The 14,006-nt window shown below is 46.7% G+C and carries 4 protein-coding genes; all 4 read left to right on the top strand.

The window, feature by feature from the left end; all coding sequences use genetic code 11:
• Positions 1-209 precede the first annotated feature (209 nt).
• On the top strand, positions 210-1,805 hold the full coding sequence (locus AC2VDX_RS04115; protein ID WP_378176118.1) for a serine hydrolase domain-containing protein: 1,596 nt from the start codon (positions 210-212) through the stop codon (positions 1,803-1,805).
• A 192-nt stretch (positions 1,806-1,997) separates the two neighbouring features.
• Positions 1,998-2,750: a peptidylprolyl isomerase gene (locus AC2VDX_RS04110; RefSeq protein WP_378176115.1), complete on the top strand. Its 753-nt coding sequence runs from the start codon at positions 1,998-2,000 to the stop codon at positions 2,748-2,750.
• 835 nt (positions 2,751-3,585) lie between these two features.
• The gene (locus AC2VDX_RS04105; protein ID WP_378176112.1) at positions 3,586-7,182 is read left to right on the top strand and encodes an endonuclease/exonuclease/phosphatase family protein; all 3,597 of its coding nucleotides are present in this window, start codon (positions 3,586-3,588) and stop codon (positions 7,180-7,182) included.
• Positions 7,183-7,749: 567 nt separating this feature from the next.
• On the top strand, positions 7,750-13,998 hold the full coding sequence (locus tag AC2VDX_RS04100; protein ID WP_378176109.1) for a Calx-beta domain-containing protein: 6,249 nt from the start codon (positions 7,750-7,752) through the stop codon (positions 13,996-13,998).
• Positions 13,999-14,006: the final 8 nt, after the last annotated feature.

Raw genomic sequence — 14,006 nt, 5'->3', positions numbered from 1 at the left:
CAGATTTCCCTATAAGCTTAAGGATCGGATTTTAGTTATCTCTTTAAACTGTAATGGATTTGGGGGAACGAACCGAATCATTACGGCATACAAGGCGGGTTTAGTCTGCGTAACCGTTAGTTAGGGACGCAGAAGTGCCCTCACTGTTACCCGGATGCAAAATATCCGATGAAATCCGTTAAGGACAAAAATTCTGGATGTAGAGACAAATGCTTAACTTTTATCAATTAGAACAGCAAATTGAAGAACAGATGAAAGCCTCTGCTATCCCAGGTTTGGCGCTTTCGGTTGTGCAAAATCGGGAAGTCATCTATGCCAGGGGTTTTGGTGTCACCAGCCTGGAAGATGGTTCAATCCCCGTGACCCCGCAAACTCTGTTTCGCATTGGTTCTGTCACCAAGCCGCTGACTGGGACTGCGGTGATGCGGCTGGTTGAGACGGGCAACCTTGACCTAGATCGACCGATTAAAGATTACATTGATTGGTTCGCGCTCAGCGAGGAGGGAGCCGCTGAGCGCATCACCCTACGGATGCTGATGACTCATACTTCTGGACTCCCTACAGATGCCCAAAACTTTGGTCGGCGCGATCCAGAGGGACTTGAGGCTTACGTCCGAGACCAGATACCGAAGTACCCGATTATTGCACCTCCCGGCAAGCTGTATTCCTATAGCAACCCCGGCATTATGGTGGTTGGTTATATCGCTGAGCTGGTCAGCGGTAAGCCATTTACACAACTGATGCAAGAGTTGGTTTTCGACCCTTTGGAGATGCAACGCACTACATTTGATCCGACGGTGGCGATGACTTATCCAATTGCCCAATCGCACAACCAGAATCAGGATGGGACGTTAAGTGTGGATCGCCGCTTTGCTGACAATACGGCTGGTTATCCGGCGGGATTTATCATGTCCACGGTGCTAGATTTGGCAAACTTTGCGATGATGCACATGAACCAGGGTTGTTTTGGCGATCGCCAGATCCTCTCGCCCCAATCGGTTGCCCAAATGCAAACACTTCATGCAGACTGGTATACGGCAGAAGGTGCGGGATATGGACTGACTTTCATGGTTGACCCCTACAAGGGGATACGCCGGATAGGACACAATGGTGCGATTAGCAGCTTTGGTAGCTGGTTTTTGATGGTTCCGGAGGCTGATGTTGCAGTTTCGCTGGTGTTCAACCGTCGTGCGCCTGACTTCGCTGCTTACAAAATCGTCAACCGCATCTTTGACCAACTCCTGAATCTGCCAAAGCAGACACCGAAGCCGCAAGCGATCGCGCCCGATACCGCTTTATGGTCGCAGTATACAGGATTATATTTGGGACCTCAGACGGGGTTGCTCCAGATTCAGGTGGTGGATGACCAGCTCAATCTTGAGTTAAACCAACAGGTGATGCCTTTACAGGCGCTCAAAAAAGACCTTTATTTTGCACAAAAGCCAGATAGCGAAGAAAAAATTTCTGTCGGTTTTATCCTCGAAGCAGCTGCGCCGACGCGGTATATTATGGTCAACTCTTCGCCCTGCGAACGCATCGAACTTGATGCTTCGTTTGTGCCCGATTTCTCGGCTTGGGCGTCTTATGCGGGCAGCTACACGTCAGATTTGGATACGCTGACTATCCATGTTGAGGAAGATCGCGTCTTCCTTCACACCAAAATGTTCAATCAAGATGTGCCTTGCATCCTGATAGATAATACCCACTTTGCTTGCAAATTTGGTCTATTTGAAGTGCCAGTCGCGGAGGATGGTGTTACGCGATCGCTTAACTTAGGAAATTATTTCATCTTTACACGCTGTTAAATCATCCGCTCTATCTGTAGATTTCAGCAAAGATAGTAGTAGCGTCATCCGGCAATTATCTGGTTCAATCGGCACTTTTTTAAAGATAACGACTGAATTTGCTATAGGATTTGGTCAGTAGCAAAGGTTTGAGAACCAATCCTTTGCTACCCATGCAATCGGGGAAAACTTAAACGGGTAGCTGCGTTTGAGATGGCGGAAATTTTTAAAGTTGGCAGCAAGGTAATTCAGGCAGATGAGATTCCGTCTTTGTTAAGTCGTTATCAGTTGCTGCCCCAGTTTTTGCAAGGGATAATTATTGACGAAGCGATCGCGCTCTATTCTTGCACAGATGCAGAGCGCAAATTGGCTGTAGAGCAGTTTGCCGCGTCGCACCAACTCACCTCCCCGGAAGCGCTAAAAGCTTGGGCGGCATCCCAAGGCATGACTTTAGAACAACTGGAAGACTTAGCTGTACGACCCGTGTTGCTAGAGAAGTTTAAGATGGCTACTTGGAGTTCAAAGGTCGAGTCTTATTTTATCGCTCGCAAAGCAAGTCTCGACCAGGTAGTGTGTTCTTTAATTCGTACCAAAGATGTAGGAATTGCCCAGGAAGCCTACTTTAGAATTCAGGAAAAAGAGCAATCTTTCGCAGAGTTAGCGAGAGAATATTCCCAAGGAACAGAGGCTCACACCGGGGGAGTCATTGGCCCGGTGACGTTGAGTGCAATGCATCCAGCGATCGCAAAAATGCTATCAATTAGTCAGCCGGGGCAGCTATGGCCTCCCACTCGTCTGGAAGAATGGTATGCAATCGTTCGACTCGAAAAGTTCTTGCCCGCGCAGCTAGATGAACAAATGCGCCGTCGCTTGATTGACGAAATGTTTAATAACTGGCTCAAAGAGCGGATGCAACAAGTCGGTTTATTACAGTTTATCGGATCTTCAGCCTCAGATTTAGTATGATTTCAAGTGCGAAGCTGATGTGCATCTTGCATTGCACACAAAGCTACCCGTTTCCGTGAATGGACAAAGGCTATTTCTCCCCTCCCTGTGGATGGGGAGGGGCTTAGTTCGCGTAGGTTGGGTTGAGGAACGAAACCCAACAAAACATAAGCATTGGTTGGGTTTCGTTCCTCAACCCAACCTACAATTATTTTTAACTGTGTATACACAAGTCGGCAGACCTCTCCCCAAACCCCTCTCCGACACGGAGAGGGGCTTTGAAGATAGCTCCCCTTCCCTTGTAAGGGGCGGGGGGTTAGGTCTGGGAGCGCTCCCTTGCACACAGGAGTCACTTGTGTATACACGGTAGCCAAGATAGAGGGTGGATGCCGACAAGTATTAGCCCGCTTCTTGCCACTCTCAGTATATCTACAGAGATGATGATTTCTTGGTACCGGGATAGTTTATGAAGATTGCGTGAATCTACTACAAGTTCATCCTAGCTTAATTTATACTTGTGGTAAGTATCAGGGTTTCTTAACATTAACTGAATATGGTCAGGGTGGCGCTGTTTAGGCTTAGGAAAGTTTGAAATCCTGCCGTTAGCACTGAGCTGAGTGCTGATGATGTTAGCTGCAAACAAGCAATTTCCTGGAGAGATAGATTTTGCCAAAGTATCTGTTTTACCACAGATAGGTTCGCTCAATTTGCCCCGCCTAATGCAAAGGGCAAAATTTGTGAAGAAGCAGTAGGAGAAAGCGATCGCTCCTAAAAAATGGGATGAGAGCGATCGCTCCTACTGCTCCTAGTTGACTTCACAGTTCCAGACAACAATTGAAAATGAAAAGAGACTTCTATGGCTCCGACAACGCTTGCTGCTGGTGACATCGCCATTATCGGTTTCAACTTTGACGATCCCGATCAATTTGCCTTTGTTTTGCTAAAAGATATTGATTCTGGAACTACAATTCACTTTACAAATAAAGGTTGGCAAAGCAGCAATGAATTTAGAAAGGGTGAAGGTACCCTGACTTGGACAGCAAATAAAAATTACTCGGTTGGCGAAATTGTCAATCCGGGCGTTGGTTCAATGAAACTTTCGAGCGGTGGAGATCAAATCCTTGCCTACCAGGGATTGGCAAGCAATCCCACTTTTATTTATGCAATAAATAGTAACGATTCAGAATGGGCAGAGAATGCGACCAGTAACAATAACTCTGCATTACCGCCAGGATTAACAAACGGATTGACAGCGGTATCTATCCCAGAAATTGATAACGCAACTTATAACATTACTAACGGCACTTCTGGAACTAAGGCAGAGTTACTTGCAAAAATCAGCAACCCAGCTAACTGGACGGGAAATGACACTACTCGATTGACGATGCCCAGTAGTGCATTTACAGTGACGAATATTGGCAGTGGAATAACAGAATCCCTCAGTTTAACTGTTAACTCCGCCACATTTTCAGAAGCGGCGGGTACAGGTGCTGCCACTGCAACTGTTACCCGCACGGGAGACTTATCAAATTCGGTCACGATTAACTTACTCAGCAGCGACACCAGCGAAGCCACTGTTGCGACAACTGTAACCATTCCGGCAAATCAGGCATCAGCAACCTTCGCAATTGATGCAGTCAACGATCCGTTTGTGGAGGGTTCTCAAACGGTGACATTAACAGCTTCTGCAACCCAATATACCAGCGGTACAATTAGCGTTACGGTGACTGACGACGAACTAGAAGCTGGTAATATTCGTATCCACGATATTCAAGGTGCAAGCCATACATCGCCACTGGTCGGTCAGCTGGTCTATAAAGTACCTGGTATCGTCACCGCAGTCCGGTCGAATGGATTCTATCTCCAAGACCCGAATCCGGACGCGAATGATGCTACCTCGGAAGGGATTTTCGTCCTTACTTGGATAACACCCAAAGTCAGCGTTGGCGACTCTATTCTGGTTAGCGGTATTGTTGATGAATCCATTCCTGGCGGTTCTGATAGCAGCAATCTCTCCACGACTCAAATTATGGTGGGAAATGCAGGGATTGCAACGATTTCTAAGGGCAATCCTTTACCTGGTAGCACTATTTTGGGTGAGGGTGGACGCACGATTCCAACTCAAGTTATTGATGATGATGGATTAGGTATATTCGACCCGACGCAAGACGGCATTGACTTCTACGAAAGCCTGGAAGGAATGCGGGTGCAGGTGAACAACGCGGTAGCGGTAGGACCTACCAATGATTTTGGGGAAATTCCCGTCCTGGCTGACAGTGGTGTGAATGCTGGCACCCGAACGGAGAGGGGCGGTATTGTAGTTCAGCCTGGGGATTTTAACCCGGAACGAATTATTATCGACAATGCCATTATTAACGGTGAACCTCAGGTGAATGTCGGCGACACTTTCAATGGTTCCATCACTGGCGTCATCGACTACAGCTTTGGCAATTATAAGCTTCTCAACACAGCACCTTTACCTAATGTTATTTCTGGAAATTTAACGCGGGAAACGACTGCATTAACTGGAAGTGCCGACCAGCTAACGGTGGCTAGTTTTAACGTCGAGAATCTCGACCCCAGTGATGGCGAAGCTAAATTTACCAGCCTTGGCAATATTGTCGTCAACAACCTCAAGTCACCAGACATTATTAGCTTAGAGGAAATACAAGACAACAATGGTGCCACCAATGATAGTGTCGTTGATGCCAACCAAACTTACCAAACGCTGATAAATGCGATCGCATCTTTGGGTGGCCCGACTTACGAATACCGTCAAATTAACCCGGTAGACGACCAAGATGGCGGTCAACCGGGAGGCAATATCCGCGTCGGTTTCCTTTTTAAGTCAAATCGCGTTCAGTTTGTAGACCGTCCTGGCGGCACTTCCACGACCAATACCACCGCAAATAGCGGAACAGAGGGTGCAGAACTTTCCGCTAGTCCGGGTCGCATCATTGACACCAACCTCTCCGATGGTGATGCTTTTGCCGACAGTCGCAAGCCTTTGGTCGGTGAGTTTCTCTTCAACGGCAATCAAGTATTTGTCATCGGCAACCACTTTAACTCAAAAGGTGGCGATCAACCTCTTTTCGGAAGTTCTCAACCGCCGACACTCACCTCAGAAGCACAACGTCTACAGCAAGCCGCTACAGTTAATAACTTTGTAGATAGCCTGCTGGCGGTTGACCCCAATGCCAATGTCGTAGTGATGGGCGATTTCAATGATTTTCAGTTCTCGAAGCCGTTAGAAGTATTGAAAGGGAACGACCTCACGAACCTGATTGATACTTTGCCGCTAAATGAACAATATACCTACGTTTTTGAGGGTAATTCTCAGGCACTTGACCACATTTTGGTCAGTAAAAATCTCAACACGACGGCAGAAATTGATGTGGTGCATCTCAATGCCGAGTTTGCAACTCAAGACAGCGACCACGATCCGCTAGTCGCCCGTTTTACCTTACCAATTAATGGCAACGCAAGTTCTAATACTTTGGTTGGTAACGATAGTAATAACCGCATTGACGGGAAAGCGGGGAATGATACTCTGATCGGTCTGCAAGGAAATGATATCCTGACCGGCGGTGGCAACCAAGATATTTTTGTGATTCGTAGCAGTGATGGCACCGACACTATTACAGATTTTGGCGGTATAGGAAGGGGAAATAATCCATCCGCAGATATTATTGCCGAAGTCGATACGCTCAAATTTGAAGGTGTTGGTTTAACTGCCAGTAATCTACTTTTAACTCAAACGGGTAATGATTTAGCGATCGCATTCGACGGCGTTGAAAACACGAATGTCGTCCTGAAAAACTTTAGCCTCGAAAACCTGAATAACCTCCAACAATCTACAGGCGCGTCGGTAGACATCGGCAATATTCTCTTTGACGGACAAACACAGATTCAGCAAAGCTTTGACATTGCTAACGCTAACGAGGATCTCAAACAGATTTTCAACAAAAATACCGTCACTTTCCTTAACGATTTGGATAACAACACCCAAGGTTTTGCTGCTTCTAACGATGTCATTAACGGTCAAGGTGGCAATGACACGCTAGAAGGATTGGGTGGCGATGACTTGCTGCGTGGCGGGATTGGTAACGACACTCTGTTGGGTGGACAAGGAAATGATTACCTTGCAGGTGGCGACGGTGATGATTGGCTGAATGGTGGTATTGGTCAGAATACACTATTAGGTGGTAGTGGTTGCGATCGCTTTGTTTTATCCAATAGCAGCGGCGCAAACACAATTCTTGACTTCACCAATGCTCAAGACCTAATCGTATTGTCCGACGGTTTGAAGTTGGAGTATCTAACAATTACCCAAGGTACGGGTGCGAATGCAAACGATACTTTGATTGGTATTGCCAACACCGGGGAACTATTAGCGACACTCACTGGAGTGCAAGCGAACACCCTTACCAGCGATGATTTCACCACAATCTAGCTAAGTGAAAATCAATCGGTAATCGTCTGTTGACCCTAATTGGACATCGTTCTGGTTAGGGTTGACGGATATAGCCAAGACTTCTTTGCTTTCTCCCCTTCCCTAATAGGGAAAAGGTTAGGGGTTAGGTTCTTATCTGAGAAGTATTGATAAATCCCTATAACAAAAAACTATATAAAGCGGAAATAAAGTTACAGTGAATTTTTCATAAATTTATCATGAACTTTTTGTCATCTTTCTGAAGTAGGAAACAATTAGAGTGTCAGGTGAGTGCAGAAAGGATTGAAATGTGCTGAAGACTACACTACAGATTAAACAAATCGACACGCTTCAATTTAACGGCTATAAGTTCCAGAACTGAGAATTACCACCAATGCCTAAGTGAAGCCGAGAGAAGCGGTAACAGATACATGAGTGAAGGAATGGCGATGGGAATTTTCATAGATGAGCGGCAGAAAAAGCATATTTAGCAATATTTGTCAAATTTTTTCATGATATTTGGTGCGCGATCGCGTTGCACCCCAGTTTTGATGTCTAATTCAGCTTAATTCATAAGGAAATTTAATCATGCAAGACCTCTGCAATCATTCCTCTGACCTAAATCAACAACTAAACAACTCTGTTTACAGCCTCAAGAATGGAGACTTCTACACAGCAGCGATTTCTCCTATTCAAGCTTCCCCCAACAAAGAGATTGTCTTCATTGATGAGACAGTTGAAAATTACCAGAGTCTTGCAGCAGGAGTCAAACCAGGAACTCAGGTTGTTATCCTCAACCCAAGACAAGATGGAGTAACGCAGATTACAGAGGTGCTGAAGGATTGCACCAACATCAAGGCAATTCATATTGTCTCCCACGGCAAAGAAGGCACTTTGCAACTAGGGTCAAGCCAGCTAAGTGCAGATACTCTAGAAACTTACACCCACTTTTTGCAGCAGTGGAAATCTGCGCTAATACCTGACGCCGATATTCTCCTGTATGGATGCAATGTGGCATCTGGCGCACCTGGTGTTGCCTTTGTAGAAAATTTAAGTCAGCTGATGGGGGCAAATATTGCCGCTTCCAATAACCTTACTGGCAGTGTAGCGTTAGGCGGTGACTGGAATCTGGAAGTCAAAACAGGGTCAATTGAAACACCCCTAGCATTTGATTCCTCAGTCATGCAGGAATACACCTCAGTTTTAGAAATTTTCAAGTTTATCGGGGGATCAACATTTGATTCAGCTTACAACTACTCAGGAACCACAGTCGGCGGCTTATCAGGCATTACTTACGATGCCGCTACTAATACTTACTACGCTATCTCCGATGCCAAAAACGATGTTAACGGCGCGGTTCGCTTCTACACCCTCAACATCGATCTGAGTTCGGGTTCCTTAGGAACGATTAATTTCACAGGTGTTACAACCTTGAAAGACTCCGGCGGTACCCCCTTTGCAGCGAACATTTCTGATACAGAAGGCATCGCCCTTACCAGCGGTGGGAATGCCTTCATTTCTTCAGAAGGAATATTTTCTTCTACAAACGCACAGCCCTTTATTAACCAATTTAACCTAACAACAGGAAATCAAAATTTATCGCTGTCTATTCCTAGTCCTAAATTTGACGTATCAGCAGACACAACTCAAGGTGTCCGCAGTAATAAAGCTTTTGAAAGCCTGACTATTACGCCTGACCAACAGGTTTTATTTACAGCGACGGAAGTTGCTTTAGAACAAGATGGTCTTGCGCCAACAGGCAGTGCTGGCAGTCCTTCCCGCATTTTGAGATATGACTTGTTGACAAGCAACCCAGGAGCAGAATTTCTCTACAATACTGACGCTGGAAACGGTATTTCGGAACTATTAGCACTCGATAATAATACCTTCCTGGCGATAGACCGTTTTGTAAACCCCTTTAGTGGAGGCAGCTTAAGACTATATCAGGTATCTCTGCAAGGAGCCACTGATATTAGTAGTTTTCCCACCCTTCCGGGCAGTGGCATCACACCTGTCAAGAAAACTCTGATTGCTGATTTCCAAGCTTCAAACTTGCCTCTGGGTAATTTTGAAGGCATGACGCTTGGTCCCACTTTACCAAATGGGAAACGCTCTTTAGTGCTTGTCAGCGACAATAATTTCGGTGCAGGTTTTGGCATTCCCACCCAGTTCGTCTCTTTTGAAATTAATAGTGCCCCCGTACTAGATAACAGCGGGTCGCCTATCATAACAACGATTAACGAAGATCCTACCAGCAACCCAGGCACTTTAATTTCCTCGCTTATTACCACTTCTGTCACAGATTTAGACACTGGAGATGCCAAAGGAATCGCCGTAACGGCAGCGGATAATACCAATGGCACTTGGCAGTTCTCAACCAACGGCGGCACTTGGACAGCCTTCACACCATCAGAAAGCGCAGCACAATTGCTGGCAGCAGACGCTGACACCCGAATCCGTTTTGTCCCCAGTGCCGACTATAACGGCACCGTAACCGCAGGCATCACCTTCCGCGCCTGGGATCAAACTACTGGAACTAACGGCGGCACTGCAAATATCACCACTAACGGTACTGGCGGGTTATCTTCCTTCAGCACCGCGATTGAGACGGCTAGCATCACCATTAATCCCGTCAACGACGCTCCCACCTTTACGCCAGGAACGAATCAAGTTGTCACCGCAGGCACAGGGGCGCAAAGCGTCACCGGATGGGCAACCGGGTTCAATCCGGGGCCAGCTAACGAATCCAGCCAAACGCTTCTCGGCTACCAGATTGTCAGCAACAGCGCCCCCGGCATCTTCAAAGTTGCGCCCACCATTAATGCTACGGGTCAATTGACCTACACTCCCTCTCCTAGCCTTGGCAGCAGCGCCACTGCAACGATTGGTGTCACCGTTCAGGACAATGGCGGCACTGCTAACGGCGGTGCAGACACTTCAGTAATTAAGTTTTTCGATATCACCGTCAATCCCAACATTGCACCATTAAACGTAGTCATTAACGAAGTTGCCTGGATGGGAACTAATGCTGACTTCAATGATGAATGGATTGAACTTTACAATCCCACTGCTAATGCAATCGATTTGAGTGGCTGGACGCTAACATCTGGCGATGGCACTCCCAGTATCACTTTCCAAGCGGGGAAAATTATTCCCGCTGGTGGATACTTTCTGTTAGAGCGCACGGATAATACAACCGTCAACAGCATCCCATCTGACTTAATTTATACAGGTTCCCTTGGCAATGCTAGTGGGGAGACACTGACACTCAAAACACCAGATGGCGTTGTGATTGACACTGCCAATGGAAACGGCGGCGCGTGGCCTGCTGGCGCGAATGTCACAGGTACTCCCACCGTCCGTTTAACAATGGAACGAACGAATCCCCTCGCCGCCGATACTGATAGCAATTGGCACAGAAATGATGGCGTGACTCGTAACGGCACCGACGTTGGCGGAAATCCCATCTATGGAACACCCAAAGCTGCTAATTCGGTTCCCGTTCCTCCTGGTGTCACAGTGACTCCAATTACAGATTTGACGACTACAGAAGCTGGAGTTACTGCGACTTTTACCGTAAAACTGAATACAATTCCCATCGCTAATGTCACTATCGGTTTAACCAGTTCCGATACAACTGAGGGGACTCTCTCCACTTCATCCCTAATTTTTACTCCTAATAACTGGAATACTCCCCAAACTGTCACCATTACTGGCGTAGATGACACGATTGTTGATGGCAACATCGCTTATTCCATCATCACCGCTGCAACAGTTAGCACTGACATCAAATACAACAACATCAACCCAGCGGATGTGGCTGTAGTTAACAATGACAACGACACGCCAATTGTTAATCTCACCTCCATAGATGCCAATGCGGGGGAAACCGGCGCAAATACTGGTACTTTCCGCATCAGTCGCACTGGTACTTTCGGCGACTTGATTGTATATATGACCATTGATGGCAGTAGCAGTGCTAGTGCCAGTGACTATAACCTCAGTGGTAACAGCACCCTTGCGAGTAGCGGTACAAATGTCAAAATTGTCATTCCTAATGGTAGTGACTTCGTAGATATCACTCTTACACCTAATGATGACACTCTCTACGAAGGGTCAGAAACACTCCAGCTAAAGTTGACAAATGGAAATTACATTATTGGTAGCAATAACGCTGCTACTGTCACTATTGCCGATAACGATCCGATACCCAGTCTTACTATCGGTGATTTTAGCTTAATGGAAGGCAACCTGGGCACTACCGATGCCACCTTTACCGTTACCCTTTCAGCAGCTTCCAGTCTACCCGTTACTGTAGATTACGAAACCGCCGATGGTACTGCCAAGAACTTATCTGACTTTACCGGGATTAACGGCACCCTTACTTTTTCCCCTGGTGAAACCACAAAAACTATCAAGGTAGCAGTTCAAGGCGATACTCTCAATGAAATTAACGAAAACTTCTTCGTTAACCTAAAAAATCCCAGTAATGCCACAATTGCTGATAACCAGGGCATTGGCACTATCAACAATGATGATGCCCCACCCAGTATTTCCATTGATAATGTCTTGGTCATTGAGGGCGTTAACGGCGGCACTAACTACGCCATCTTCAACGTCAATTTGTCCGCTATTTCTGGTCAAACTGTTGCAGTAAATTACGGCACATCTGACGGTACTGCTACTACGACTAATAACGACTACACCAGTGTCAATGGCACTCTCACTTTTGCCCCTGGTGAAACAAAACAAACTATCAGTGTGCCAATCGTCGGCGATGCCCTTAATGAACTCAACGAAACTTTTCTAGTCAATCTGTCCAATCCCAGCAAAGCCACAATCGTTAATAACCAAGGCACTGGAACGATTATTAACGACGACAACCCGCCCAGTATTACTATCGGCGACACCAGTATCCTTGAGGGCGACAGCGGCACTAGCAACCTCACCTTTATCGTTAAACTGTCTGCTGCTTCTGGTCAAGTCGTTACTGTAGATTACGCCACCGCTGACGACAAAACCACAGTTGGCAGTGACTACATTGATACCAGTGGCACTGTAACTTTTAACCCCGGTGAGACGGAGAAAACGATTACAGTCCAAGTGAAGGGTGACACCCTCAATGAAGATAACGAAGGCTTGTTTGTTAATCTAAAAAATGCCAGCAGCAACGCCACAGTCGCTGACAACCAAGCTTTAGGTATCATTATCAATAACGATCCAGTTCCCAGTCTTGCTATCAACGATATCCCTATTAATGAAGGCGATGGTGGTAGTACCAACGCGACTTTCACTGTCACTCTTTCTGCTGCTTCTAGTAAAACTGTGACGGTAAACTACAACACCAGTGATGGGACTGCTACGACAGCGGATGGGGATTATGCGATCGCTTCTCCTACCCCAATCACTTTCGCACCGGGTGAAACTAGCAAAATTATCACTGTTGCAGTTAACGGCGATACCAAATTTGAAGCCAACGAGACTTTCAACATTAATCTGACTGCTGCAACTAACGCCACTATTGCCAAAGGCACCGGAGTTGGCACCATTAACAACAATGATGCTATCCCCAGCCTCACCATTAGCGATGCCATCGTTACCGAAGGCAATAGCGGCACTAAATTAGCTAACTTTACCGTTAGTCTTTCTAATGCTAGCGCTCTAGCGATCGCAGTCAATTATGCCACTGCTAACGGTAGCGCGATCGCTCTCAACGACTATACCAACAAGGCAGGCACTCTAAATTTTGCCCCCGGTGTCACCAGCCAAATCATTACTGTTCCTATCATTGGTGACAATGTGGATGAGGCGAATGAAACCTTTTTTGTTAATCTCTCCAACCCCATCAACGCCAAGATTGCCGATTCTCAAGCAGTCGGTACCATCCTAGATGATGACACTGCTGGCTTCACGATTTCCCCCATCAGCAATAACACCACCGAAGTGGGAGGTACTGCGACATTTACGGTTAAACTCAATAGCCAACCCACGGCTATCGTCACCCTTGGTTTAGCGAGTTCCGATACGACAGAAGGCAGCGTCTCCACGCCATCGCTGACCTTTACTCCGAATAACTGGAATCTGGCTCAAACCATTACGGTAAAAGGAGTTGACGATGTACTTGTCGATGGGAATATCGCCTACAGCATCGTTACTGCCCCTGCTATTAGCACTGACGCCAAATACAACGGACTCAACCCTCAAGATGTCGTTGTTGCCAACATTGACAATGACACTGCGCCCCTCAATGTCATTAACGGTACTTCGCTTTCTGAAACCTTGGTAGGAACCTCTTTAGACGATCGCATCATTGGTTTCGGCGGTCATGACACGATTGTGGGGGGACTGGGAAAAGACCGGATTTACGGCGACGACGGCAACGATACTCTGATTGGCGATCTCAACAGTAACGTGTTAGCCGGAGGTTCGATGGGCATGGATGACCTAATCTACGGTGGGACGGGTAGCGATCGCATCAATGGTTGTGGCGGCAATGATACCCTGTACGGCGAGGCAGGCAGCGACCAAATTTGGGGAGATGGGGGCGATGACCGACTCTACGGAGGCTTGGGGAATGATATCCTCACCGGAGGTTTGGGGCGAGATATCTTCGCAGTTGCCAAAGGGGAAGGCACTGACACCATCCGCGACTTCCAAATTGGTCAAGACTACATTGGGTTAGTCGGGGGTTTGAAATTGAATCAGGTTTCAATTATTCAGCAAGGTAGCAATACCAGCATTATTGACAGTTCCACTAACCAAACCCTGGCTATATTGGCTGGGGTGAATGCTGGTACTTTTCTCAGTAGTGCTGCTTCCACTTTTGTGAGTATTTAGTACCGCTG

Source organism: Coleofasciculus sp. H7-1 (assembly GCF_057473865.1).
The sequence above is the reverse complement of the archived record's forward strand: the minus strand, read 5'-3'. Positions and strand labels throughout refer to the sequence as shown.

Bases quoted from the DNA above. Each gene is read 5' to 3' on its own strand.
- AC2VDX_RS04100 (WP_378176109.1), top strand. From the start codon at position 7,750: ATGCAAGACCTCTGCAATCATTCCTCTGACCTAAATCAACAACTAAAC.
- AC2VDX_RS04115 (WP_378176118.1), top strand. From the start codon at position 210: ATGCTTAACTTTTATCAATTAGAACAGCAAATTGAAGAACAGATGAAA.
- AC2VDX_RS04105 (WP_378176112.1), top strand. From the start codon at position 3,586: ATGGCTCCGACAACGCTTGCTGCTGGTGACATCGCCATTATCGGTTTC.
- AC2VDX_RS04110 (WP_378176115.1), top strand. From the start codon at position 1,998: ATGGCGGAAATTTTTAAAGTTGGCAGCAAGGTAATTCAGGCAGATGAG.